The organism is Anaerobacillus sp. 1_MG-2023 (genome assembly GCF_030547345.1).
GTDB lineage: Bacteria > Bacillota > Bacilli > Bacillales > Guptibacillaceae > Guptibacillus > Guptibacillus hwajinpoensis_B.
The window spans coordinates 387,459-413,060 of the sequence record NZ_JAUORD010000001.1 but is presented as its reverse complement, the minus strand read 5'-3'; the positions used below and the strand labels follow the sequence as shown (position 1 = coordinate 413,060).

Here is a 25,602-nt window from a genome sequence, read left to right as displayed (position 1 = left end):
TACCTTCTTTCTCAATCAAATGAATCACCCTATTACTACTATCTTGAGAAAGAAACTGATAAAATATCCAACAAGACATAATGTGACAAATATCGGGTGGTGACAGGCACCGCAGTGCTGAATGGAGGAAATAAATGAATGAAAGCAGTTCAAGTAATGGGATACGGTGATGTGGATCAATTAGAGGTGGTGGAGCAAGCGATACCTGAGCCAAAATCAGATGAGGTGCTCGTTAAGGTTAAAGCTTGCGCCATCAATAACACGGAAATTTGGATGAGAGAAGGAGCTTATGGGACTGGTAAGAAATCTGGTTGGCGTCCAGAGGGAGTTCAGTTTCCAAGAACGCCAGGGTCTGATATTACCGGAACAATCGTAAAAGCCGGCAATGAGCATAATAAGAAGATGATCGGAAAAGATGTAGTGCTGTTTCCATTTACCTCTAGTGGAGAAGAAGGATTGGAGCATATTTCTGAAGATATGTCATTCATTGGCTCTGAATACGACGGTGGCTATGCCGAATACGTCGTTTGGCCAGCGGAATTATGCTTTGATATGCCCCTTCCTAACTTTACAGAAAGCGCGGTTTTCTCTGTAAGTGGAATGACGGCCTGGCACATGGTTGAACAAATTCAAGCCAATCCAGGTGAAACGATCATGGTAACAGGGGCGAACGGTGGCGTTGGATCGCTCAATGTTCAAATCGCTTCTCGCGTATTCGGTGCTAAGGTGATTGCGATCGTTGGCGACCTTGCCCTAGAAGATCAGCTGAAAGACCTCGGTGCCACTCATGTGCTTTCTTATAAATCCGATCATCTCGCTGAAGAAATCATCGAAGCAAACGGTGGTCCGATTGATTCGATATTAGACGTAGTAGGAGACGCTCTGTTTGCAACGTCGCTTCAAGTATTAAAGAAAGGCGGCAAGTTTTGTACATCAGGATCAGCTGGTGGTCAGAAGACACAACTTGATTTTAGAACGATGTATCTGAAGCACATTACTCTTTACGGCTCTGTTCTTGGAACGAGAGAAAAATTCAAACGCATGCTTGAGGCGATAGCGGAAGGTAAAATCAAACCCGTTATTGATCGAACTTTTCCGTTAGAAAAGGCGAGAGAGGCGCAGGTATATTTTAAAAAGGCGGGTAAATTAGGGAAGATTGTTCTGCTTCCAGAAGAATAGAGCGCTTGAAACACCTATTTCCTATTTGGAAATAGGTGTTTTCTTATATCTATCAAGGTTGGAAAGTACGCTCTCTAAATAGGTGCACCAATTTCAGGAAAATACAGGAATGTTCAACGTAACTATCGAATAAATACAGTATAAAATCATAGAGGTGATGGTGTGAAAAAAAGGGGTTTCTTCAAACTTTACTCGATGCTCTGTCTCGTCACTGTCTTTGGGTATTCGTACTGGGCTACCTCCTGGACGGCAAGTCAATTATCGACTCTGTCAGATTGGAAAAGCCATCTCATTTTCACGCCAGGCACAGTCGTCGCTTCAAAAGATATTTATGAAATTGATATGTTTCTCTACGCTTTTAAAGTGGCTCCGCTCATGACTGGGGTTTGTCTGCTGTCGTTCGGTTTGATCGTCGGCTTACTAGTTTACTTTGTGAAAAAGCAGCTTTCTTATGTGCAGAGAAAGAATATAGCGAGTTCATAACTGATGAATAGGAAAAAGCATGCCTGCGATGGGCATGCTTTTTGATTCGCCGAGTTCTCTAAACCCATCCCATTCCTCTTACTAATTGAGCGACAGCAAATGTAACGCCTAGCGCAATAACGGTTGGAATGATGAAGGCAACAAATGTCCACTTGTAGCTTTTTGTTTCTTTATAAATATTAATCAACGTTGTGCCACATGGATAGTGAAGCAAGGAAAATAACATCATGTTAAGAGCCGTTAACCAAGTCCAGCCCTGATCAAGAAAAATGTTCTTTAAGTCGGCCAGATTATCAACCTCAAGCATCGATCCAGTCGATAAGTATCCCATTAGCAAGATCGGCAGAACGACTTCATTCGCAGGCAACCCGAGAATGAAGGCAAGCAGTATATAACCGTCTAACCCGAGTGATTGAGCGAATGGATCGAGGAAGTTCACTCCATACATAAAGATGCTCGTGTCTCCGATATAGATGTTCGCAAACACCCATGTGAGCACTCCGGCAGGTGCTGCGATTTTAATTGCTCTCATAAGAACGGCGTATGATTTATTAAGAGATGAGCGTACCACTGTATCGAAAAATTTCGGTCTCCGGTATGGCGGGAGTTCTAATGTATAGTGCGTCGGCACGCCTTTTAGCATCGTTTTGGAAAGTACCCATGACACAACAAACGTAACGAAAATACCAAAAATGACGATACCAACAATAACGCCAGAGGAGATGAGTGTTTGCATTCCTCCGGTAAATCCAGCTGCCATAAAGAGCGAGGCAAGCACGATGAGTGTTCCCCAGCGACCGTTACAAGGTACGAAGTTGTTCGTTAGTATCGCAAGCATACGTTCACGCGGGGATTCGATGATGCGCGTGGATAAGACGGCGGCTGCATTACATCCGAATCCCATAGCCATCGTAAGGGACTGCTTGCCGTGCGCGCCAACCTTTTTAAACAACCGATCCATATTGAACGCGACGCGAGGTAAATACCCGTAGCTTTCCAGTAAAGCAAACGTTGGAAAAAAGATCGCCATTGGTGGCAGCATAACACTAATCACCCAGGTCGTTCCGCGATAAAGACCGAGAACGAGCACGCCATGGAGCCAGTCTGGTGAATTCAATGCAGTGAATGCCATCGAAATGTAATCTTCTAACCATGTAAAGAAGCTTGCAAGCATAGAAGAGGGGACGTTTGCCCCGGCGATTGTGAGATAGAAAATAAGCCCAAGCATGGCGAGCATGATGGGGAATCCCCAAATCGGCGAGGTGAAAATAGCGTCCAATCGCTCTGTTTTCTTATCTTCTTTGCTTTTCGTAAAGCGAACTGTTTTCTGACAGATTTGTTGACTCGTTTGATATAAACTTTGGACAACCTCGTCCCGTAGAGAGGAAGTTGACAGGTCGTTTGCTTGATCTAGAAGTTCTCTAAATGATTGGCGCTCGTGTTCCCCACTGCGTTCCACGTTAAGTCCTCCTTTTGCTGCATTCTCTTTTGAATTTCATCAAGTAACGATGTATCCCCATCAAGTAGTCTTAATGTGATCCATCTTGTAGGAAACCGATCTCCGACAAGCTTTTTTACATTCGGCTCAAGCTGTGTGATTTTTGCTTCGGTTTCTTCGTTGTATTGAATCGAAAATGGGGAGGTGCTAATTTCTCCCTGAATCATACGGTCAATCGTATCTAAGAGAGCAGGGAATCCAGTTTTATTTCGTGCGGATATCTTAAGAACTGGAACTCCAAGATGTCTCATTAACCGCTGTTCATCTATTTCAATACCACGCTTTTTCGCTTCATCAATTAAATTGATACACACAATAACATTTGAAGTCATCTCCATCACCTGTAGCGCAAGGTTCAGATTACGTTCTAAGGATGTCGCATCAAGCACAACTAGCGTAACGTCAGGTTTTTCGAAAACGATATAGTTACGTGCGACTTCTTCATCGGTTGAATTCGAATACAGTGAATACGTTCCAGGTAAGTCGATCAGCCGAAACGTGCTTTTTTTGTAGTGAACGGCGCCTTCCGCCAGGCTGACTGTTTTACCGGCCCAGTTGCCAGTGTGCTGTTTCAAACCTGTCAGGGCGTTAAATAAGGTGCTTTTACCTGTGTTTGGATTACCAGCGAGCGCAATCCGATACGTATTATTCATAATCATCTTGAATCAGCTCCCCAGTAATTTTTGTGCTTTCTTCTTTTCGGAGTGCAATTGTTGTATGGCTAACGCGAAAAGCAATTGGGTCTCCAAGTGGGCTTTTCTTTAGAACATCAACGACAGCTCCAGGGACAAAGCCTAAATCAAGAAGTCTTCTTCTCATGACCCCATCAATGGCTACCTCTTTAATTCGAATGCGATCTCCTTTTTTACCGTCATATAAGTTCATTAGTTGACCTCCGTTTACTCTTTTAACCCGCGTCTACTATTTTTCCCTTGGGCAAACTTTGTATCTTCATCGTATGTAAAAACAGGGGCATATGTCAATGGTTATTAATGAAGAAAGCGAGAATGTTTCGATATTTTTTACTTTTATGAATTTCATTGAATAGGAGAGAAATGTGATAAATAGCGTTTTACCCTGAAAATTAACGGGTAACATCATTCGAGTGAATTCGAGTAAATGCGGGTGGTGACAGGCACGCGCAAGTCGGCTTATGTCGATTTAGATTTGCCTGGATTGGACATAGTAAAACAGACAGAAGATTTTTGAGGAGGCAAATCAGCTATGATTAGTATTCTTGTAGGGCTCGCTCTTTTGATGCTCTTAGCTTATCTCGGATGGTCGATTATTTGGATCGCCCCGTTGGTATCAGGTATTGTAGCAATTTTGAGCGGTATGAACATTCTCGAAGCCTACACTGGAACATACATGCAGGGCTTCGTTGATTTTGCGAAAGCTTATTTCCCGATTTTCTTATTTGGTGCCATTTTCGGGAAATTAATGGAGGACACAGGAGCAGCACAGTCTGTTGCTTATAAAATTTCAAACTTGATTGGTGAGAAACGAGCGATTCTCGGTATGCTTATCTCAGCAGCGATTCTTACATACGGAGGCGTAAGTCTTTTCGTTGTTGTATTCGCCGTTTACCCACTTGCCGTAGCGATGTTCCGTCAGGCAAACGTCTCACGTAAATTACTTCCATCTACATTCGTTCTTGGGGCATTTACGTTTACGATGACAGCACTGCCAGGAACGCCGCAGATCCAAAACATTATCCCAATTAATACGTTCAAAACGTCTACAATGGCCGCGCCTATTCTTGGGATTGTAGCTGGCTTAATTATGGCAGTTGGCGGTTATTTCTATCTGAAGTTCCGCGAGAAACAACTCACGAAGAATGGTGAGGAATTTACTGAGCCTAAGGGCTCGAACGAAGTAAAAAGCATTAACGAAGATGAGCTTCCAAACTGGATTCTTTCTGTTATTCCGTTAATTGCTGTAGTTGTAACATTAAACGCTTTTGAAAACTTAAGTATTCTCGTTGCGCTTGGTATCGGAATTCTACTCATCATGCTCTTTAATATTAAAAATTACAAGCAATTTATAAAAGCGATCAACGGAGGCGCATCTGGTTCCGTTATGGCGACGATTAATACAAGTGCTGCTGTTGGTTTCGGCTCTGTCGTGACAGCATCACCTGGGTTTGAAGCAGTGAAAGATCTCATTTTCGCCATCCCGCTTAGTCCGTATTTCTCAGAGGCCTTTGCAGTACAGCTCCTGGCCATGATTACTGGATCAGCTTCTGGTGGTATGGGTATCGCACTTGAAGCTCTCGGGCCAGAATATTACGATATTGCGATTAATAACAATCTTAGCTTAGAAGCTTTCCACCGGATCACGGCAGTAGCTTCAGGAGCGTCGATTCTCCCGCATAACGGTGCACTGTTAACATTGTTCACTGTTACAGGACTAACGCATAAAGACTCTTACAAAGACGTATTTGTCGTTGGGTTGATCATCCCGATGATTGCGACCATTGCGATTATCTTCCTTGCAATGATGGGTGTTAACTAATTGTCTCAAATGTATAAAGTAAAAACCCCCGGTTCTCCTTATCAAAAAAGGAGACCGGGGGTTTTAAATTTTATTGCGCTGTATATCCGCCATCAATAACAGCTGCTTGACCTGTAATGCTCTTCGCTTTTTCACTCACTAGAAAAATCGAGTAGTCGGCTACTTCTTGAACTTGAATTAATCGCTTTTGAGGGACGAGTGGATAAATCACTTGCTCAAGAGCTTTCTCTTTCTCGATATTTCGGGTTTTAGCAAGATCCTCAAGCTGATTCTGAACGAGTGGTGTATCAACGTACCCAGGACAGATGGCATTAACGGTAATTCCATGATCAGCGCCTTCAAGGGCTGCAACCTTCGTTAACCCTATCACGCCATGCTTCGCGCTATTGTAGCCAGCTTTACCGGCAAAGCCAATTAGGCCGTTAATCGAAGCCATATTGAGAATGCGGCCATAGCCTTGTTCTTTCATAATAGGGAAGGCATGCTTAATACCGTAGAAAGGTCCTTTGAGCATAATATCAAGAATTAAGCTATATTTCTCACTAGGGAATTCTTCAACAGGGGCAACATGCTGAATCCCAGCATTGTTAACAAGAATATCGATGCGACCAAACTTCTTTACTGTTTCATCAATCGCATTCTTCACATCTTCTTCCTTCGCAACGTTAGCTACGACACCTTCAACGGTAAACCCTTGGGACGTTAAACTCTCTACGGATTCTTTAAGCGTATCCTCGTTAATATCATTTAACATCACTTTCGCTCCGGCCTTCGCAAACTCCGTTGCAATCTCTAGTCCAATACCCTGACCAGAACCAGTAATTAACGCACATTTCCCTTCAAGCATAGACATATCCTCCTTAAGTATCATAGCTCTTAGGATACCCAAATTCTCAGAAGATATTTCGACTTTATTCGAGCTAAAGCGGGTGGTGACAGGCACCACAAAGCCAAAAAAGCGCACTATCCTAAGATAGTGCGCATTCTAAACTCTTCTCTTATTTAATGATGTTCTGATCTCTCGCCATTTCTCTAGCTACTTTAGGCGCGAGCCAAACCATCGGCAGGAGAATGAGGGAGACGGGAACAGCTGTTACAACAATGAAGTTCTGTAGCTGCGTAATACCGCTGTCTCCAGTAATGAGTAGGATTACGGCAACAGTTCCCATTAGAATAGCCCAGAATACGCGAAGCCATCTTTGTGGATCGCCTTCGCCTGTAACGGCCATCGCAATTGTATAGGACATAGAATCACTTGTTGTTACAACGAAAAGAATCGTTAGAATTAAGAACAGTGGTGAAATAATGCTTGCGAGCGGGAATTGTTCTGTAATGGCAAACATCGCTGCTGGATTACCAGCTGCATTTAATGCTTCTGAAATGGATCCTGGGTTAGAAATTTCAAAGAAAATCCCTGATCCGCCAAGTACCGTGAACCAGAATGTTGAAATTACTGGTGCAAAAATAGAAACGGCAATAATAATATCTCGGATCGTACGGCCTCTTGAAATACGACTCACAAGAATGGCCATCATTGGACCGTATCCGATAAACCAGCCCCAGAAGAAGACTGTCCAGAATGAAAGCCAGCCAGTATCAGCACGGAATGTGCTCATTGTGACAAATTGATCGACATAAACACCAAATCCAGAGATAAAGTGGTTAAAGATAAAGCCACCAGGTCCGAAGATGACGATAAACACCATTAATCCAATAGCCAGTCGAACGTTAAAGCTACTTAAATATTGAATTCCTTTGTAAAGTCCAGTTACGGCTGAGATCGTGGAAACCACGACAACCGCTAAAATAATCGAGAACTGCGTGCTGAACTGATTTGGAATTCCGAAGATTTCTTGCAATCCATAACTTGCTTGTAATCCCAAGAATCCAATTGGGCCAATCGTTCCTGCCGCAACTGCGATAACAGAAAACGCATCAATAAGCGTTCCAAACCAGCTGTGACGAAGTTTTTCACCAAAAATAGGATAGAGAAGGGTACGCGGCTTCATCGGCATACCTTTATGATAGTGACCATACATCATAACAACAGCACTGATCGTTCCAAGGATCGCCCATGCGAGAAAGCCCCAATGCATGAAGCTTTGTGCTAGTGCTGTATCAATAGCACCCTGTGTTCCTGCTTCAATGCCTTTCCCATCTTGAGAAGGGGGAACGGTTAAGAAATGATACATTGGCTCTGCCGCTGCCCAGAACACACCGCCACCCGCGAGTAGCGTCGCCATAATAATGGATAACCATTTATAAAGGCTTAGTTCAGGCTTGTCCATACCGCCAAGTTTTATCTTTCCATATTTTGAGAATGCCAATCCAATACCTACGAAGAACGTCGCTAGCATTAATACTTGCCAAAAACCTCCGAAAAATCTCGCAGACCAGGCAAAGCTTGAGCTAACGATGTTTTCTACCAATGAAATATCAAAAAGTGCAAGAATAACGAAGAGAATTAACACTCCACCGCTTATTCCAAAGACGGGCCAATCAATACGCCCATTTTCTTTATTGTTCATAGAAGACTCCTTTAATCGCTTTTTAAACACAATTACTTACTCTATCACTACCGTTAGTATGGTGTAAAGAGAGAAGTTTTAATCTGATTAGTTACTTTATAAATGAAAGATGAATTTTAAGGTAATCGATTCCATTAACCCCCTTTTTTGTAAAATTAAATCGAATTCAGTCGAAATTGTGTTTTCAATTCATAAATACCCCATGGAGATAAAATAAAACCGGAAGAAACAGCTATCTCTTCCGGTTTTACAACTCATATTTTCAGTTATTTAGACCAGTGTCCATCCTTCAATCGGTATCCGTAATTTTTCATCTTAAAATAATAGACGCCGAGCACCACCACAAAGCTAAAGAAAAAGTTAATCAGCGTTATAATCAGAGCAGTGATGAGGCTATCATCATAGCGAACATAATTTCCGACGAAAAAAAGAATAAAAAGAGGAACACCGACAAACCAAGGGTGTTTCTTCATATTGAATTTGCGATCAGTTGGTGTAAGAAAGTTTTCGTCGGATTGTTTAATGAATCGCCTTGATATGTAAGCGATAAGAATCAGTAGAGCGAGAGCAATGGGGAAACCAATGTTAAAACCCAAATAATAAAAGGCAAGAAAGCCGACACCGAACAGAATCCCAAACAGTGAGAACATAACGAGAAACTCTTTAAAAGGTGATAACACTTTTTTCTTCGTCATTTTCAGCCCTCCAAATAGGTTAATTTATGATCGTCAGTTACGTAACCATTTCCAAAGAAATAAGCAGACGTTGAAAGTTAGAATACCGAGAAAAAGCGAGATGTTTTTTGAGGAGAAAATCGGTTCATTGTTCAAAATAGTCAAGATAGGAATGAAGAGCATCCCAATTATTAGCAATTCTAAGACTTTACGCCAATAGGATTGCATCGTATATCATCCTTTTATATGTAAATAAATACCTTTTGAGACGAGGAAGTAAACCAATTTTGCTCATATAAAAACCGCCTCTCTATTGAGTGGCGGTAAATCGGTTATTAAAAAGCGACATAAAAAGGATGCTGCGCTTCATTCAAGCAGTATTCAATTCGCTGTCTAAAGTTTTTCCACGTTACCATTTCGAGCGCTGTAGGAATGGGAAAGAAGCCAACTTCAAGACTTTCGGGTGTTGTTGTGAGTTCGCCGCCAACAAATCTGGCTAAGAACATATTATTTGAGATTGAGGACTTTACATTTTGGAACACACCACAGAATTTAACGACTTCAATATCTGCGCCTGATTCTTCCTTCGCTTCACGCACAGCCGCATCGATCAGGGATTCTCCTTCTTCAACCTGACCTCCTGGCATCTCCCAACCTCTACGCGGGCCTTTGATTAAAAGCATTTCATTATCTTCATTTAAAATAACGGAAGCTGCGGACACGATGTGTTTTGGCGGGTGATACGAATAAGGTTCAGCTGTTGAAGTTAGCATTTCCTCTCGGCTATCGAGGTAAAGCTCTCCTAATTCGGCTCTTCGTTCTTGGGCTTTTGTATGTAAAGAGCTTTGTCTAATGCTACGTTCGATCTCCTCATACTGTTCGATGCTATTATACTGCCATGTGGCTGTAATTTCATTTTCGCTTTCATTAACCCATCGACCAATGAGCTTTGCACCATGCTTTAATTGATTAGGGTAGAGGTAAGTATGAAAAAACTCATTGAACTCGTTAAGCTTTTCGGGTTGTATCGCATACGTTTTTCTTCTGTAAATCAATGGATTGACCCCTCGTTTCATATAAAAATAGATAATGTCATTATTTTACTGTTCACTATATTATTTCAAATAGTAGCTATTTTCGCAATATTAATAGAGGTTTCTTACTCCGCTCCGTAGTATTAGTGAAGAAGTATAGTGATATCGAATGTAAGTGGAGGCTCTTTTATATATATTAAGTGAAAGTTGATTTATTTTCTTAAGAAGCCTAAATGCTGTGAATAAGAAACTTTCCATCATTTCAATACGTACTTGTAGCTGGATAGAAGAAAGTAGTCTCTATGATCTTGAGAGGAGGGAGTTTGGCGAATGATTGATGTGATAAACGTAAGTAAACAATACGGTCCCATTCAGGCGCTAGATGACATTAGTTTTAGCATTAAGGAAGGAACGTGTTTTGGTCTTGTTGGTCCCAATGGAGCAGGGAAATCGACGTTAATGAAAATTCTTTCGGGAATTTTAATGCAGTTTGATGGAGAAATGTCGGTGAATCACTATCTTGTATCGAAAGATCGGCAGGCGATCAAGAAGCAAATCGGCTACGTGCCACAGGAAATTTGTTTAGAAGAAACCCTCACAGCAAGAGAAAACCTGAGTTTGTTCGGTCATCTTTATGGGTTGAAAGGGAGAAATCTTCAGGTTCGGATCGAAGAGGTGCTTGATCAGATCGGTTTGAAAGATCGGGGAAAAGATAAGGTGCTTACTTATTCTGGTGGAATGAAGCGCCGATTAAACATTGGATGTGCTTTGCTTCATAAACCGTCCATTGTAATTATGGATGAACCGACAGTTGGTATTGATCCTCAATCGAGAAATTCGATATTTTCGATTATCCATCATCTAAAGTTAGAAGGAAGCACGATTATCTATTCGAGTCATTATATGGAAGAAGTGGAACAGCTTTGTGATAGCATCGGCTTAATCGATAAAGGTAAGCTGATGGAGTACGGTGAAATGGGTGAATTGCTTGAGCGATATGGCAAGCCTTCGCTATATATTTCTGGAGAAGGTATATCAGAAGAACTATTATCTCCTTTCGGTAGCCCTGAAAGAAAAGGAAATGGATACTTATTAACCTCAGAGAATCCACTTGCTACGCTTGAACAAGTCATTGGGCGTTTTCGAGAAGAGGGGATTGAACCTCGTAGATTGGAATTATATCAACCGAGATTAGAAGATATTTTCTTTCATTTAACAGGAACTCAGCTACGTGATGTCTAAACGAAAGGAGGAATGCTCATGTGGGCTATTGTTAGAACTGAACTAAAAAAGACGGTACAGGATAAAGGGTTATGGTTTTGGACGTTCATCTTACCGATTGTGTTTATCGTAGCATTTGTTGGGATTTTCTCTGAAATGGGGAACTATAAAGAAGTGGTTACGCAAATTATTCCAGGATATACGATCATGTTTGCTTTCTATATTATGATATCGATGGTCATCACTTTTGTAAAAGATAGGGAGAGGGGCATGGTAGCTCGAATTGCGAGTACGCCGCTTTCGATCATTCATTATTTTCTTGGAAAATGGATCCCGTTCGTGATCATCGTTTTGATTCAGGTTACTGTATTGTTCGGATTTGGAATTCTTGTGTATGATCTATCATTAGGAGATCCGTTTGCCATCATCATTTTATCCTTCGCCCTTGCCTTCATCGTCACGTGTTGGGGAATGGCGATGGCCGTTCTTGTAAAAACAGAAAACATGGGCATTGCGCTCACGCAAATCATTGCACTCGGCGGAGCTTTGCTCGGAGGACTGTGGATGCCAGTTGAAACGATGCCAGAATTTATGCAGAATATCAGTAAAGGCTTCCCCCAATACTGGGCGCTTGATGGGTATAAGGAAATTATTCTTCAGAACGGTGGCGTAAGCGATGTTTGGTTTAATCTGCTTATCCTGTTTCTAGCTGGCGCAGTAGGTGGAGCGATTGCTTTATCGGCCTATCCACGTTTTTTGAAAAATTCTCGAAGCTAACATAAAGCTATGACGGGCGATATTCGTTCTGTCGTAGCTTTTTCCTTATGCCTTTGAATGAAATCTAAACATACTTCATGTAAACTCTAGTTAAAACGCTGAAGGAGAGAGTGAAATGCCAGATTTGAACGGTGAAGTCATTTTAATTACAGGCGGTAATCGCGGGCAAGGCAAAGCTATTGCCGAGCACCTTGCTGCATTAGGAGCACGTGTCGTCATTGGAGCTCGACAGTATGAAAGTGCAAAGGATGTAGCTAGTTCTATAGGAAAGAGCGCCTATCCTGTGCAATTAGATGTTACGAAGCAAGCGGATTGGGAAGCAGTGATGGATGAGATTGGTGAGGAATTTGGGCGCTTAGATACGCTCGTTAATAATGCCGGTATATTAAAAAGAAAACCATTTACGAAGTTAACGATCGACGATTATCAGGAAATGGTTAACGTAAACCAGTTCGGCGTATTTCTTGGCATGCAGTCTGTCGTTCCTTTCATGGAAAAGCAGCAAAAAGGTTCAATCGTAAACAACGTGTCAATATCAGCTTTTGCTCCGATTGGGCAATCTACTGCCTATGCGGCCACGAAAGCTGCTGTTGTCGCCATGTCGAAAGCAGCGGCGATTGAGTTAGGACCAAAAGGGATTCGTGTTAATATGATCCATCCCGGAGGCGTTGAGACAGAAATGGCTACGCAAGGGGAAGGGGTTCCAAATTTTTATCAGTCCATTCCACTTGGTCGAATCGGCCAGCCGGTGGAAATTGCCAGAGCCGTCGCATTTCTTGCTTCCAACGAGAGCTCCTATTGTACGGGAACCGAAATGGTGATCGACGGAGGGATGACGCTTGGTTCGGCTGATGTATAAGGTTTTTAAAATGGGGTTGCCATTTTTTAAGCCTAGCCGTTACAATAAGAAACTGAGACTGAAATAAGATGTTTGGTCTTTTAAAGCACGACTTTTACAGCAAACTCATAAATATCTCATCTAGGTGATGTGTGGTGCACAACTTGTATCTTCATACTCTTACGCAAATCACCAGGTAGAGCAATTTGTAAGACTGACAACCAAACTCAAAAAGAAACAAACATATATGTAAGGTAGCAATGATCTGGACAATTAGTATCAGACATAAGCCGAAAAGGAGAACGACTCCTTTTCGGCTTTTTTTATGCCTTAAAAAATGAAGAGAGTGTCAGTTTTAAGGAAGTCATTTTGAGCCAACATCATGTAAAAGCGTACTAACAAAATTACTAAAATTGGCTAACATAGCCCGAAAAAAATGGAGGTTATACATGTTTACGTTAAGCGACATCCCGATGTTTTTTGTGAACTTCTTTATTATTTTACCAATTGTTACATTGGTCCACGAAGCTGGTCACGTACTAGTAGCGAGAATCTTTGGTGGAAGAATTAAATTTTGTATCGGAACTGGTAAGAAATTATTTGATATAGGGCCTCTAGAGGTTAGGAAGAAATATTTTATGGAAGGGTGGTGTCAATACGATAAGTTAACTTACAACCAAACATGGGCACACGTGGCCATTTATCTTGGTGGTAGCCTATTTAACGTTATACTCATACTGATTATTAATTATCTCATTCTTATAGAAGTGCTCCCGAAAACTCTTGTATTTAGACAGTTTGTTTACTTTTCTTTCTATTTTGTCTTTTTCTCTTTAATGCCTTATAAAAACGACGATGGAAAACCAAGTGATGGCATGGCGATCTACGATGTTATTCGCTACGGAAAAGCAGAAGATCCAATTGATTAATGGACAGCGTTCGACAAGAAGCGGGAGGTGACAGGCACCCGCTCCCAGCTACTCTTCCTCGTAGAACGTAATCCGGTTTAAGAAAGGGTCGGTGACGGTCATTTCGATTGTTTTCCAGGGAGTGTGTTTCATGCCAGGGTTGGCATAGGCGTATTCTTTCTGAGTAAGAGTGTGATGATAGTCTTCGACGTTGTTTAATTTCACCCTTATTGAACTACCAGGAGAAGCATCTCCATGATGTTCCGTGAGATGAATAAGAGCGTCATGAAATGAAACCTGAATGTATTCGGGCATATTATCTTCGTATCGATGCCTCCAATCAACGTTGAAGCCGAGGAAATCTCGATAAAAGTCAGTGGCCTTTTCAGTATCAAAGATTCGGAAAATCGGTGTAATCATAAGTAGAAAGAACCTGCCTTTCTTCGTAGTTTACAACATATTCCATTATCTAAATTAGATTATCCATCACAATAAATGAGTGTGATGTCTAACCATATTCTTATCATATAACGAATGAGGAACTTTAAAAAGGGTATGTCAAAAAAAGGGTGAAGAAGTTATGAAAGCCTACGTGTTCGGAAATCTTGGAATTTCTAACGAAAAGATAGTGATGGGCGCATAAGTAAAGAGCCCGGCTGAGTGTATACACCGGGCTCTGAAATGTCGCTATTAACCTACTGCTTCTTCTTTTTTAGATTCCTCTTCATCTTCTTCCTCATCTTCGATCCAGGCATCTGCATCCTTGATGCCAAGCTTAGTTGGGTTGAAGACTGGGCTTTTGCCTTGCTTGCGCTGATTTTCGTAGTCTTTCAATACTTTGAATGCAATCTTACCTAGTAACCCGATTGCAATTAAGTTAATGACTGTCATTAGGGCCATGAATAAATCGGCCATTTTCCAAACAAGACTTAAGCTAGAGACGGAACCAATAAGCACAAATCCCATCGTTGCGAGGCGGAAAATAAATAGCGCAGGCTTGCTTTCTTTAATAAACTCAATATTAGTTTCACCATAGTAGTAAGAACCGATGATTGAGCTGAAAGCAAATAGAAAGATAGCTACTGAAATGAAGATGCCTGACCAGCCGCCAACGTGGCTGTTTAGTGAGTTCTGAAGCAATTCAATCCCCGTTACATCACCTGTCTGGAATACAGGGGCAAGTAAGATGATAAACGCTGTTGACGAACAAACTAAGATCGTATCGACAAATACACCTAATGATTGAATCAAACCTTGTTTAGCCGGGTGTGAAGTCGTTGAAGTAGCTGCAGCGTTCGGGGCACTACCCATACCAGCTTCGTTCGAGAATAGTCCTCGTTTCACACCGTTCATAATAGCCGCACCAATGGCTCCACCTAAAGCTTGTTCAAATCCGAATGCACTCTTAACAATTAAAGCCATCACAGACGGTAATTCAGCTACATTCATAATGAGAACAATCATCGCAATAACAATGTAAAGAATCGCCATAACAGGAACAATCACACTAGATAAATTCGCAATGCGGTGAACGCCGCCGAAGATCACAAGCCCCGTAATCGCTGTAATGATTAATCCGATCACAAGACGATTTACTCCAAAGGCATTCTCAAATGCTAATGAGATCGTGTTACTTTGTACTGAATTGAAGATAAGCCCGAAAGTAATCGTAATAAGAACGGCAAAGATAATGCCAAGCCATCTTGCTTTAAGGCCTTTTTCAATATAGTAAGCAGGTCCACCGCGAAACGCGTTTTTCCCTTTCACTTTATAAACCTGAGCGAGTGTGCTTTCAATAAAGGCAGTCGCACCACCTAGAAGTGCCACAATCCACATCCAGAAAACAGCACCAGGACCACCGAGTGTAATGGCCACTGCCACTCCTGCTAAGTTACCTGTTCCGATACGTGTAGCTGCACCGACGCAAAATGATTTAAAAGGGGAGATGTTTTTGGCCTCATCTTTGTAATCAGGTTTTTCACCTAATACGCGAAACATTTCTCCAAAAAATCGAAATTGAACAAATCGGGAAGCAATCGTGAAATAAATTCCGATTCCTAGTAATCCTGCAATTAATACATAACTCCATAGAATGTTATTTGAAAAATCAATAATACCGGATAGAAATTCAGCCATAGTTGTGTCGCTCCTCTAGTTGTTAGTTATTTTCTGAAAATTCAAATCTATTTTTAATTATACAGAAAATCGACAAATTATCAATAAATTCCGACAAATTACAACATTTATGCAATATGTAGTAATAGTTACCAGTAACTTGGCTTGAAGGGGGAGTCTCCTTATTTATTAGGTTTAAAGAATACAAAAAACCCGTTAAGAAGCCACCTGATTTATTACTAGTGGTTCTTAACGGGATCCATTAGGCTTACTCATCCATGTTCACTTCATAAGCTGCCCGCAGGCCAGATTCGATGGCGCCTTCCATCCAACCGTGAAAAGAGGAGGTGTGCTCTCCGGCAAAATGAAGCTTCCCCTCAGGCTGCTTAATAATGTCACCGAGGTTGTTTTCTTGTCCGGGTGTAAAAAGAGTAAAGCACCCAGCTGAGTAAGGATTTCGACTCCAATCAAAAGGAACGACTTTGATGAATTCTGTATACACTTCATCGCCGTATATTTTGGCGAGGTCCTTTAGCAAGATGCGCGTCAATTCTTCTTGCGGTAAACTTCCCCAGAGAACAGCATCTTCTCCCCAGGAATAGCTTGCTAATAAGACAGCAGGTCCTTTTGAACCAATCCCTTCACTCGGCACATAACTAAATCTTGTCGGTAAATCCGTTATAGCATTCCCGACGTTATTTTTCTCCCAAAAGCGATGACGAAACTCGATTCCAATTTTCACAGCAGGAACATTGATGAGTTCACGAATGGCCTGCCATTTTTTAAAGGACACGGAGTTGTAGGGAGCAATGTCAATAAATTGCAGAACAGAAAAAGGAACGGTAACAATAGCAAAGTCGCCTTTCACTTGATACCGTTCATTCGTTTCTGGGTTGAGTGTTGTAACAGTAACGCCGCGCTTTGACTGCTTGATCTTGATTACTTTTTGATTAAGGTAGATTTGATTTTGCAACTCGTTCGCGAATGAGAGAGGGAGGCGATCATTCCCACCATCAATTTGAAAGAACTGAATTTCTTTACTGAAAATCGGATAAATGATGTCCGTTAGAATATCTGTGAAAGAAAACTCTGGAAAGCCTTCAATCCCAAGCATCACACCAATGTAACGAATGGCGTTAAGCGATAATGGCTTACCTAGTGGATTGTACTGCAGAAATTCCCCCATTGAATATTCTCCGTATTCAGCTACGAGCTTTTCTTGCTCTTCAGGCGTACTTTGTTTATAAAGGTCGATGAAGGGCTTTGTTGCTTCAAGAAACAGATCTGTAGCTGTCTTTCCTTTCTCGCTTTCTTCTACAGGAAATCTGAGAATATCAGGATTCTTTTCGTATTCCGCTCGCGTCTTTAACACGTTGTTCGTGAAAATCAAATCTTCTGATGTGGCATTTAGAAACGGATGAGTTGGGAGGTGGAAATGTCTGATGTATTCCTGTGCAAGAGCATGGTTATCTGGAATTCTCATTGCCCCGGCGTCCATATACTGTCCCGGTGAAAAGGGTTTTCTTAAAGTATAAACTCTCCCGCCAATGCGATCATTACCTTCTAAAATGGTCACATGATGGCCGTTCCGCTGTAGCAACGACCCTGCGACTAATCCAGACAGTCCAGCTCCAATTATGATGACGTGCTTAGGGCTGCTTTTTCCCGGTAGACCATGTTGAATAAGAGACAGCAAGTCTTCTGGATAGCGTAATGAAGAGAACGGTTGATCCATATTTTAGCCGAGCCTCCTCTTGAAAGCTATGAAGCCCTCTAATATTTTCCTTTCTTAATGTATGTGATAGAAAAATAGGTTATGAAAAATAGCGTATTCGTTGAAAGAATTAGGTGGATTGCGGCAAGACTGATCACTAAGAAGCACCGTTTCCTGGGCGCTTACATAGACTACTGAAAATGCATGAATAGGGTTAAGGGTTTTAGTTGAAGGAGGAAAAGAATCATGAGGAAAGATCATTCGAAGCCTCGCACCTCTCTTTTTACAAAACGGTGTAAAAAGCCGAATTTTCTTATATTAATGGTGGATGAGCAACGATATCCCTCAATCTATGAAAATGAGGATATAAAGAAGTGGAGCAAGGAAAATCTGTTGGTGCAAGAGTTGTTGCGAGAAAATGGATTCGAATTTAAAAATCACTACGCTGGGAGTACGGCTTGTTCACCAAGTAGAACAACATTATATACAGGTCAGTATCCTTCTCTTCACGGAGTCACGCAAACGAGTGGTGCAGCAAAGACGCCGTTTGATCCAGATATGTTTTGGCTCGATCCCAATACTGTTCCAACAATGGGAGACTATTTGCGTAAAGCGGGATACCGTACGTACTGGAAAGGGAAATGGCACGCTTCTGAAGTGGATATTATTATTCCGGGGACAAACAATGCCCTACCAAGCTATACTTCTACGGGCGTGCCTGATAAAGAAAATGTTCAGGAGTACCTTGAAGCAAGTCGGTTAGATGGATTTGGCTTTAACGGATGGATTGGACCTGAACCACATGGTGCCAATCCTCGTAATTCCGGTTCATCGGCTGCCATCGGGGTCAGCGGACGAGACGTAGTGTATGCTACTGAAGTGGTGGACTTAATTCAGTGCCTTGAGCAGGAAGAAAAAGAGGAAACGCCTCCGTGGATGATCATGAGCTCGTTCATTAATCCACATGATATTGCTCTGTATGGCGTGATCGCTGAGCAACTTCCTCTTTATAACTTTGAAATCGATCCCACTGTTCCGTTCATCCCTAAAGCGCCTACATCTTTAGAATCTCTTTACACAAAACCTCGTGCACAAAGTAGCTATCGCGACGTGTATCCTAAAGCTTTACAGCCTTTAATTGATACGCCATTTTATAGAAAGCTCTATTATTCTCTACAGAAACAGGCAGATAACGAGATGATGAAAGTTTTTCAAGCGTTGAAAAAATCGATATTCTATGAAGATACGATTGTTCTTTTCCTTTCAGACCACGGCGATCTCCTTGGCGCGCACGGGGAACTTTATCAAAAATGGTATAACATGTATGAGGAATCGATTCATGTTCCGCTGATTATTCATAGTCCGTCTCTTTTCTCAGGTAAAGAGAGCACAACGATGCTAACGAGTCACGTGGACGTTCTGCCAACTATGTTAGGGCTTGCGGGAATCGATGAGGAAGAAGTTCAAGAGATGTTAAGTCTTGATCATACAGAAGTTCATCCTCTTGTTGGAAGAGACCTCACCCCATTATTGTCAGGTAGGAAGCGATTTTATCGTGCTAATGAACCACTATACTTTATGACGGATGACGACGTGACGAGGGGTCCGAATCAAGTGACCGTAACGGGTGAGCCTTATGAGTCCGTTATTCAACCGAATCATATTGAAGCCGTTATTACTACGCTTCCTACTGGAAGCGATAAAAAGAAGGAAATCTGGAAATATGGACGGTATTATGATAATCCTCAGTTTTGGAGTAACCCTGGAGTCTCGGACGTTACGGTCACTCAATCCGACCCTGTTCCACCAAATGCAGATGAACAGGTTTCGGAGTGCATCACGACTACGAAAACAACCCCGGTGCCAGATGAATTCGAATTGTATAACTTAACACTTGACCCCCTAGAGGAGAAAAACCTCGCTCATCCTGACTTTGAAACACCCGAATCAAAAGAAGTGCAGAAAATCGTAAATCTCGTACTAGAAGAACAATGTCGCCAAAAACGCCTCTCCCCTTCGAGTGGAGCAGTACCGGGGATGCCGCCATGTGAGTTTACGTAAGAATGAGCTTTACTGTTGTTAAGTATTAGAATACAAAGGAGAAAGAGCAAATGCTCTTCCTCCTTCGACATGAAACGCCAAATAACGGGTGGTGACAGGCACCTTCCACTTCTATAATGCGTTTAACGTGATTTTCTCGATGAGAAGATTTAAAATAAAATCTACGGGTAAACCAATGAATGGAGTATTGAAAGGAGCAATGAATCATGACTGTTCAAACAAAAACACTAAATAACAATATTGAAATGCCGGAACTAGGTTACGGCGTATTTAGAGTAGAGGAAGGCCAAGAATTAGTCGAAGCAGTGAAAACGGCTATTAAGAAAGGCTACCGCAGCATTGATACAGCAGCGATCTACGGCAACGAGGAAAGTGTCGGTCGCGGCGTGAATCAGGCGATTGAAGAAGGTCTCGTAACAAGAGATGAGCTCTTTATTACTTCAAAAGTATGGAACGACGGGCTATCTTACGATGAAACGATTCAAGCTTATGAAACCAGCTTATCTAAGCTAGGTCTTGAGTATTTAGATCTTTACCTTATTCACTGGCCAGGGGATAACAAATACCAGGAGCCTTGGAAAGCACTTGAGACGCTATACAAAGAAAAGCGTGTTCGTTCAATTGGTGTTAGTAACTTCCATGTGAATCATCTTGAAGATCTTCGTAAAAACTTCGAGATTACACCAGTGATTAACCAAATTGAATTCCACCCTCGTCTGACACAATTAGAAGTCAGAACGTATTGCGAAGAGCACAACATTCAAGTGGAAGCATGGTCTCCACTAATGGCTGGTGAGTTGTTAAATAATGAAACAATCTCTGGCATTGCTGAGAAGTACAATAAATCTGTAGCGCAAGTAATCCTTCGCTGGGATCTTCAACATAACGTGATTACAATTCCAAAATCAATGAACGAAAAGCGCATCGAAGCGAACATCGATCTCTTTGATTTTGAACTCACTTCAGAGGAAATGAAGCAGCTTGATGCATTGAATGACAATGCTCGTAGCGGCCCACACCCAGATGAATTCGATTTTAAAATGTAATAGCGATGATAGAAGAAGGACCGCACTTTTGATGCGGTCCTTTTGTTTGGAAGTATTCACAGATTCCTAATAGTATCTTTTAACGAAGCCGGTCCCATTGTGGGGTCGGCTTTTTTAGTTCCAGATAATTTTATTTCCCCCAATGCCCCTTTTCCCACTTTCCAAACGATATATAAGGTGAAAGGAGGTGATCGACATGGCAACAGCATCTCTCATGGATACGCAGCTTCGCATGGTACTTGAAGTAGGCGTTGACGAAAACGGTAAATCCATTTTCCGCAGCAAGAACTTCAACAACGTGAAAACTTCTGCTACGCCTGATGCGCTTTTTGCAGTCGCATTGGCATTAGCACCGCTTCAACAGCACAATTTGTTCGCAGTTGAGCGCAATGATTCATCTGATCTTCAGTCGTAAGTAGTCACCAATAAAGGGAAGAAAGGAGGGAATCCCAAATGGCTAAAACACTAGAACTTCAATTCAACACGCGTGACAACAAACCGTTCTCCATCACTCTAAGCGATCCAGTCGAGCCTGTTAATCCAGCTGCAATCGCAGCGGCGATGGATACGCTCATTACGCAGAACTGTTTTACAACGAGCGGAGGCGATCTTGTTTCGAAAAAAGGCGCTCGTATCGTTGAACGTAATGAGAACGACATTATCATCGGTTAAGTAGTTTAAAGGAAGGGCAATTGTCCTTCCTTTTTAGTAAGTCTATTAAACGAACGAGGAGGGGGAAGGAATGGAGTCCTGGATGTCTCTCATTAGCGATGTTGGCTTCCCGGTTGTGGTGACGCTTTATTTGCTGCACCGCATTGAACAGAAGCTCGATACGCTGAACGATACGATTCTGCAGCTGCCAGATCACTTAAACGCTCGAAGTTCGAATCAACATACAGGGTGATGTATTGCACAGGAGAGAAGGCGGGGGCCTCTCTCCCATTTTCCCTATTACATAATGGCACGATCAACTTCATATAGAACAGCGGCTTCCCATGCTCTATTTAAAATGAGAGATAGTGAGGTTTCTTCAAGTGCGCCGCTGATCAGAACGTGGAACGCCTACCACACGTTTAAAAACAAAACTTGTCAGGTGAGCTGAAGCCGATGCAGAAAATTCAGCATTCTCAAAAATACACAGTTCCCGGTTTCTGTGGTGAGAAGCTATGGCGAGAACGGCCTTTAACGGTTCGGGTAGGTAACCAGGCGTACTACGGTACGGTAGCAGCGCGAAGATGACGCACATTGGGCTGGTTTAATGTGTAGAAAGCGTGCTGTTGAAGAAATTCAAGCGTTCAAATCGGGTGATACGGTGGAAACCTCAGAAGGTCTCAGTATACTTCAGTAGTAATGAGCGGCTACTTTTACAGCGCTGATGCTTCTTGTCGGCGCTGTAAAGGTAGTCATTCTCTGTCCAATGTTTCCTATCTGATCTAGTGCCTTCAGCGGTTGAAGAGCCTAAAAGACATGAAAGATTAATAGAGAAGAAAGGTGATAGGGAAGTAGGGGGAAGCGGATCAGAGTTTGACGTTAGGTTTGATAAAACGATAAGCATCACCACACTCGTAACAGTTCGACATAATAGGACAAGAATCGGGTGGTGACAGGCACTATTTAAGAAACTATCAACTATCGAGACGAAATACCTATTAAAACTTGAAGGAAGTTATATTATTGAAAACCGCGCCATTATAGTCTTTTACCTTAATAAGTAAACCTGTTAAATGGCTAAATACAATTGATAAAGGTTGAATTGTAAATGAAAGGGATTCAATTGTTAAAGAGAAGTAAAAAAAATCATCCATTTAGCCTAGACATATTTTGGTAGATTTCTATCATTTGACCCCCGCGAATGTAGGAACCCATGTGCTAGATTAGGAGATGTGTTAAAAATACTTCTCAGGGGGAACACGTATGAAACGTAAAGGACTTGTAGCATTGACGCTTGCATTATCAATCGCTATCGTACCAGGATTCGGGGAGACAAGTGCAAAAACAGCAGAGCTAGATTCACAGGGATCAGAGGTTATGATCGGTCATGAACTTCCCAAAGCCAAAACAAAAGGGAAAGAGAAGTTTGATCGTCCAGCTGAAGTGGAGAGTTCTTCAGTAGCGGATGTTTTGGATGAAAAAGGTAAGAAAATCGGAGAAAAGAAAATCAAGAAAAATGCAGAAAAGAAAGCAGACAAACTAGCAGACAAACAAAACAAAAAGAATGCTAAAAAACAGGTTAATGAAGAAGGCGAATTGTGTATTCTATTATGCGGTAACGGAGGATCAACTGGAGGTTCAGGCGGAACGACAACACCAACTGCAACTGATGCTAGCGTAGTGACCGTATTGATTGCTGCGGATGAAGAGTATCGTGCTGCACATAGCGACTGGCAAACGCTCACGCAAAACATTGTTGAGAACGCGGATAATGGGTTTACACGTGATCATAACATTGATTTTGAGATTAAAGCTCTTGGTGAGTGGACTTCTGAAGGGGCAAATGCATCTGAAATTCTTCAGGACATGGACAAGGACTGGAATGGAAATGGATACGACTTTGTAGTAGGCTTCACGAGAGATGCTAATTTCAACTCAGGCGGTATTGCTTATGTTTATCCGAACTCACCTTATGGTAGTGCAGTATCAGTTAACCTCGATCAGGGCGCAACGAATACATGGCACGCGGCTCAGCACGAATTCTCTCATAACTATGGACTAAATCACGATGCTCAAGGCAGTGGGATTAAATGCATTATGAACTATGACTATTCTTATAGTGTTGATTATTGGGACGAAGATCATGATAATTTAATAGAAGCACATAAAGGTTGGTATGGAAATTAATACATATCAGTAGCAATAGGTGAGAGCGCTCAAACGATTCGTTTGAGCGCTCTTTTCATTTAAAAGGCGTAGATTAGCCGAATTATCAGGTGGTGACAGGCACTATTTAAGAAACTGATCCACCTTCTTACGTAACTCTTCTGCGATTTCTTTGTTTGTGCTGTAATAAAATGTATTCCGCTTATCCCTGACGTGAATATTCAACAATCCAGCCCCTCTTAAAATGGAAAGATGATGATGGATATTCCCTTTTGCCATGCCAAATTCCGAAACGATATTGGTGAAAGTAGAAGGTTCGTGAGATAAAAACTTCAAGATCTTTAGTCGTTTTTCATCCCCTAGCGCTTTGGTGAAACGAAGAACTTCAGTTAGTTCATCTTTCGCATCTTTAATAGGATAGGTGATGTATAGCGTATCTTTCAAATGATCGATAAACGAAATAGGTTGAAGGTGAATGGCGGGAATCAAACAAACGCTCTTCACGCTAGTCGTTTCAATGATGAAATGACTCGCTTCTAAAACAACATCCTCTTGTGATTGATTCTTAAGCTTATCGTTTTTCTCTTCTGCGTCACGATTTAATCGGCCAGAAAGATCGGGATCCATGTGTTGAAAATATTGCTCATTCCAGGCTTTTAACAACGTGAGTGATTGATCTCTTTGTGATGATAGATCAGCAGGAAGTGTTCGATCAACGTCTAATAATGGAGCGATTCGTTCAAAAAGCTCACCGCCAGATAGATTTCCTAACCAATCAAAAAAGAGATCGATTTTGTCTTTGTATGGTGATTGTTCAATCAATAAAACTAATATGTCTTCAAAGAACATGTTCTCTTTTGAAGCAATCAAAGAATGTAACTCAGGGGAAATGGACAATTCAATATCCTTAGGCCACTTTGCGCCAAGATCTAAATATTTCATTAATGTTTGTCTTTTATATAACGAAATGCTTAATAAGAGTTCATAAACAGGTGAAGAAAGCGTTCTAACTTGCAATGGCATAGGCGTCCCTCCATATCTCTCTTTTTTTCATATCTTACCATACGGTGTTCCTAATTAGAATAATCAAAACATTGACTACCTAAACATTGACTTAATATATTAGTTCAATTAATATTGAACTAATTAAGATATTGGGAGGTTTTTACAATGAGGTTTGCTGATCTACAGAATAGGGTGATTGAACTTGTGGAAAGTAAAGAAAACGAAGAAGCTTTGCGTGTTATGGAAGAAGCGAAAGAAAAGTTTCCTCATAAAAGAGATCGGTTGGGTCATTGGAGAGCGAATATTTATGTAATGGAAGGGAAGAACGAAGAAGGTGTTGGTGAACTAAAAGAAGTTCTCAAACATGGACTGTGGTGGAACCCGGAAATTCTAACATCTGATCCAGAGTTGACCCCCTTGCAAGCCCACCCAGAATTTAAGTCGATCGTAAGTCAATGTCGTGAGATCTTTGAAAACACAAAAGCATCTGCACATGCGGAGTTAACCATTCAGGGGCATTCTGAAGCGGATACGGTCATTTTTCCTTTGCATTGGAAAGGTTCAAATGCAAAAGACTTTACGGAGCAGTGGTCTGATGAGAATCTCGTCACGAAGTACTTGATGGGATTTCCTCAATCTTCTCAACTTTTCAGCTACCAATGTTACGCATGGGATGATGTGGCTGTTGCTTATAATGATGTAAGAAAGACGTATTGTGAATTTACTCAACGTGTTGATATATCAGATAAAAAACAAATACTCGCCGGCGCATCGCAAGGAGGAAGTATCGCAACTCAAATGAGCTTAAGTAATGATATGGAAGAGTTTAATTTCTTTATTGCTATTGCACCAGCTTTCGATATCCATTCACTAAAAGAAATTTTGCACAATCAGCTGAACCCCGAGGCAAGAGGATGCATTATAACGGGTGATCAAGATCCTTTCTATGAAAGTGTATTGGAAGCTTCTCAACTTTTTGAAGATTATCAGATACCTTGCAAGCTGATTGTAAATGAAGGCATCGGGCATGAATGGCCGAATGAATTTCCCAATGTGTTAGAAGAAGCGGTTCGTTTTGTAACGAAGCAGTAAGAACGTTTCTCCAAAATGAGTTAGACAATTTTTGTTTATCTGGAAAATGAAACCAAACAGAAGTGGAATCGTACAAGTAGTATAGAAAGTCATTGATC

The 25,602-nt window shown here is 41.6% G+C and carries 26 protein-coding genes and 1 pseudogene; 15 read left to right on the top strand and 12 right to left on the bottom strand.

All coding sequences use genetic code 11. From position 1 onward, the window contains the following. The first annotated feature begins 138 nt into the window (after nucleotides 1-138). Nucleotides 139-1,179, top strand: coding sequence for a zinc-binding dehydrogenase (locus Q4550_RS02210; RefSeq protein ID WP_303530039.1), 1,041 nt, complete (start codon nucleotides 139-141; stop codon nucleotides 1,177-1,179). Nucleotides 1,180-1,341: 162 nt separating this feature from the next. Further along, entirely contained in the window at nucleotides 1,342-1,662 is a 321-nt protein-coding gene (locus tag Q4550_RS02205; RefSeq protein WP_303530038.1) for a DUF4306 domain-containing protein, read from the top strand. A gap of 58 nt (nucleotides 1,663-1,720) precedes the next feature. Here Q4550_RS02205 and Q4550_RS02200 read toward each other — a convergent pair whose 3' ends face one another. The 3 genes from Q4550_RS02200 to Q4550_RS02190 are packed head-to-tail and all read right to left on the bottom strand — an operon-like array spanning nucleotide 1,721 to nucleotide 4,045. Continuing rightward, nucleotides 1,721-3,121 carry a nucleoside recognition domain-containing protein gene (locus Q4550_RS02200; RefSeq protein WP_371018069.1) on the bottom strand — a complete coding sequence of 467 codons (1,401 nt, stop codon included), beginning with the start codon at nucleotides 3,119-3,121 and terminating at the stop codon, nucleotides 1,721-1,723. Continuing rightward, the gene (locus Q4550_RS02195) at nucleotides 3,073-3,813 is read right to left on the bottom strand and encodes a FeoB small GTPase domain-containing protein (protein ID WP_303530475.1); all 741 of its coding nucleotides are present in this window, start codon (nucleotides 3,811-3,813) and stop codon (nucleotides 3,073-3,075) included. Before Q4550_RS02195 ends, Q4550_RS02200 begins: the two co-directional genes overlap by 49 nt. Next, on the bottom strand, nucleotides 3,806-4,045 hold the full coding sequence (locus Q4550_RS02190) for a FeoA family protein (RefSeq protein ID WP_194220598.1): 240 nt from the start codon (nucleotides 4,043-4,045) through the stop codon (nucleotides 3,806-3,808). The genes Q4550_RS02195 and Q4550_RS02190 overlap by 8 nt, the downstream gene beginning before the upstream one ends. 339 nt (nucleotides 4,046-4,384) lie before the next feature. Between Q4550_RS02190 and Q4550_RS02185 the strand changes: the two genes are divergently transcribed. Then, nucleotides 4,385-5,674, top strand: a complete 1,290-nt coding sequence (locus tag Q4550_RS02185) for a GntP family permease (RefSeq protein WP_194220599.1) — start codon at nucleotides 4,385-4,387, stop codon at nucleotides 5,672-5,674. Nucleotides 5,675-5,744: 70 nt separating this feature from the next. On the opposite strand, the gene Q4550_RS02180 is transcribed toward Q4550_RS02185, so the two are convergent. The 5 genes and pseudogenes from Q4550_RS02180 to Q4550_RS02160 all read right to left on the bottom strand — a co-directional run. Beyond that, nucleotides 5,745-6,521, bottom strand: a complete 777-nt coding sequence (locus tag Q4550_RS02180) for a 3-hydroxybutyrate dehydrogenase (RefSeq protein ID WP_303530034.1) — start codon at nucleotides 6,519-6,521, stop codon at nucleotides 5,745-5,747. A 151-nt stretch (nucleotides 6,522-6,672) separates the two neighbouring features. After that, nucleotides 6,673-8,202: a BCCT family transporter gene (locus tag Q4550_RS02175; protein ID WP_303530032.1), complete on the bottom strand. Its 1,530-nt coding sequence runs from the start codon at nucleotides 8,200-8,202 to the stop codon at nucleotides 6,673-6,675. 266 nt (nucleotides 8,203-8,468) lie between these two features. Further along, entirely contained in the window at nucleotides 8,469-8,897 is a 429-nt protein-coding gene (locus Q4550_RS02170) for a hypothetical protein (RefSeq protein ID WP_303530030.1), read from the bottom strand. A gap of 314 nt (nucleotides 8,898-9,211) precedes the next feature. Next, entirely contained in the window at nucleotides 9,212-9,649 is a 438-nt protein-coding gene (locus Q4550_RS02165) for an NUDIX hydrolase (RefSeq protein ID WP_283154317.1), read from the bottom strand. Between the two features lie 72 nt (nucleotides 9,650-9,721). Then, a pseudogene (locus Q4550_RS02160) lies at nucleotides 9,722-9,952 on the bottom strand (NIPSNAP family protein); the annotation flags it as partial. A 288-nt stretch (nucleotides 9,953-10,240) separates the two neighbouring features. On the opposite strand from Q4550_RS02160, the gene Q4550_RS02155 reads away from it, so the two are divergent. The 4 genes from Q4550_RS02155 (at nucleotide 10,241) to Q4550_RS02140 (ending at nucleotide 13,675) form a co-directional block, all read left to right on the top strand. Beyond that, nucleotides 10,241-11,152, top strand: coding sequence for an ABC transporter ATP-binding protein (locus Q4550_RS02155; protein WP_303530027.1), 912 nt, complete (start codon nucleotides 10,241-10,243; stop codon nucleotides 11,150-11,152). An 18-nt stretch (nucleotides 11,153-11,170) separates the two neighbouring features. Next, nucleotides 11,171-11,908, top strand: coding sequence for an ABC transporter permease (locus Q4550_RS02150; RefSeq protein WP_303530025.1), 738 nt, complete (start codon nucleotides 11,171-11,173; stop codon nucleotides 11,906-11,908). A 115-nt stretch (nucleotides 11,909-12,023) separates the two neighbouring features. Continuing rightward, nucleotides 12,024-12,767 carry an SDR family NAD(P)-dependent oxidoreductase gene (locus Q4550_RS02145; RefSeq protein WP_303530023.1) on the top strand — a complete coding sequence of 248 codons (744 nt, stop codon included), beginning with the start codon at nucleotides 12,024-12,026 and terminating at the stop codon, nucleotides 12,765-12,767. Between the two features lie 428 nt (nucleotides 12,768-13,195). Continuing rightward, complete coding sequence (locus Q4550_RS02140) at nucleotides 13,196-13,675, top strand: site-2 protease family protein (RefSeq protein WP_303530020.1); 480 nt, start codon at nucleotides 13,196-13,198, stop codon at nucleotides 13,673-13,675. 48 nt (nucleotides 13,676-13,723) lie between these two features. Here Q4550_RS02140 and Q4550_RS02135 read toward each other — a convergent pair whose 3' ends face one another. The 3 genes from Q4550_RS02135 to Q4550_RS02125 all read right to left on the bottom strand — a co-directional run bounded on the left by Q4550_RS02135 (nucleotide 13,724) and on the right by Q4550_RS02125 (nucleotide 17,504). Beyond that, entirely contained in the window at nucleotides 13,724-14,074 is a 351-nt protein-coding gene (locus tag Q4550_RS02135) for a glyoxalase superfamily protein (RefSeq protein WP_303530017.1), read from the bottom strand. Nucleotides 14,075-14,344: 270 nt separating this feature from the next. Then, on the bottom strand, nucleotides 14,345-15,790 hold the full coding sequence (locus Q4550_RS02130) for an alanine/glycine:cation symporter family protein (RefSeq protein ID WP_283152761.1): 1,446 nt from the start codon (nucleotides 15,788-15,790) through the stop codon (nucleotides 14,345-14,347). Nucleotides 15,791-16,037: 247 nt separating this feature from the next. Continuing rightward, nucleotides 16,038-17,504, bottom strand: a complete 1,467-nt coding sequence (locus tag Q4550_RS02125) for a flavin monoamine oxidase family protein (RefSeq protein WP_303530013.1) — start codon at nucleotides 17,502-17,504, stop codon at nucleotides 16,038-16,040. A gap of 225 nt (nucleotides 17,505-17,729) precedes the next feature. On the opposite strand from Q4550_RS02125, the gene Q4550_RS02120 reads away from it, so the two are divergent. The 7 genes from Q4550_RS02120 to Q4550_RS02090 all read left to right on the top strand — a co-directional run bounded on the left by Q4550_RS02120 (nucleotide 17,730) and on the right by Q4550_RS02090 (nucleotide 23,428). Beyond that, nucleotides 17,730-19,544 (top strand): sulfatase-like hydrolase/transferase, encoded by a 1,815-nt coding sequence (locus tag Q4550_RS02120; protein WP_303530010.1) that lies wholly within the window; start codon nucleotides 17,730-17,732, stop codon nucleotides 19,542-19,544. Between the two features lie 206 nt (nucleotides 19,545-19,750). Further along, nucleotides 19,751-20,590 (top strand): aldo/keto reductase, encoded by an 840-nt coding sequence (locus tag Q4550_RS02115; RefSeq protein ID WP_303530008.1) that lies wholly within the window; start codon nucleotides 19,751-19,753, stop codon nucleotides 20,588-20,590. Nucleotides 20,591-20,786: 196 nt separating this feature from the next. Beyond that, on the top strand, nucleotides 20,787-21,005 hold the full coding sequence (locus tag Q4550_RS02110) for a DUF1659 domain-containing protein (protein WP_226616647.1): 219 nt from the start codon (nucleotides 20,787-20,789) through the stop codon (nucleotides 21,003-21,005). Between the two features lie 38 nt (nucleotides 21,006-21,043). Further along, nucleotides 21,044-21,262 (top strand): DUF2922 domain-containing protein, encoded by a 219-nt coding sequence (locus Q4550_RS02105; protein WP_194220616.1) that lies wholly within the window; start codon nucleotides 21,044-21,046, stop codon nucleotides 21,260-21,262. Between the two features lie 70 nt (nucleotides 21,263-21,332). Then, complete coding sequence (locus Q4550_RS02100) at nucleotides 21,333-21,494, top strand: YvrJ family protein (protein ID WP_194220617.1); 162 nt, start codon at nucleotides 21,333-21,335, stop codon at nucleotides 21,492-21,494. 203 nt (nucleotides 21,495-21,697) lie between these two features. Further along, entirely contained in the window at nucleotides 21,698-21,829 is a 132-nt protein-coding gene (locus Q4550_RS02095; RefSeq protein WP_303530001.1) for a hypothetical protein, read from the top strand. Nucleotides 21,830-22,504: 675 nt separating this feature from the next. Further along, nucleotides 22,505-23,428 (top strand): zinc-dependent metalloprotease, encoded by a 924-nt coding sequence (locus tag Q4550_RS02090; RefSeq protein ID WP_303529998.1) that lies wholly within the window; start codon nucleotides 22,505-22,507, stop codon nucleotides 23,426-23,428. A gap of 102 nt (nucleotides 23,429-23,530) precedes the next feature. Here Q4550_RS02090 and Q4550_RS02085 read toward each other — a convergent pair whose 3' ends face one another. Next, complete coding sequence (locus Q4550_RS02085) at nucleotides 23,531-24,430, bottom strand: ArsR/SmtB family transcription factor (protein WP_303529995.1); 900 nt, start codon at nucleotides 24,428-24,430, stop codon at nucleotides 23,531-23,533. A 147-nt stretch (nucleotides 24,431-24,577) separates the two neighbouring features. Here Q4550_RS02085 and Q4550_RS02080 point away from each other — a divergent pair, with 147 nt between their 5' ends. Continuing rightward, nucleotides 24,578-25,504, top strand: coding sequence for an alpha/beta hydrolase (locus tag Q4550_RS02080; RefSeq protein WP_303529992.1), 927 nt, complete (start codon nucleotides 24,578-24,580; stop codon nucleotides 25,502-25,504). Nucleotides 25,505-25,602 lie beyond the last annotated feature (98 nt).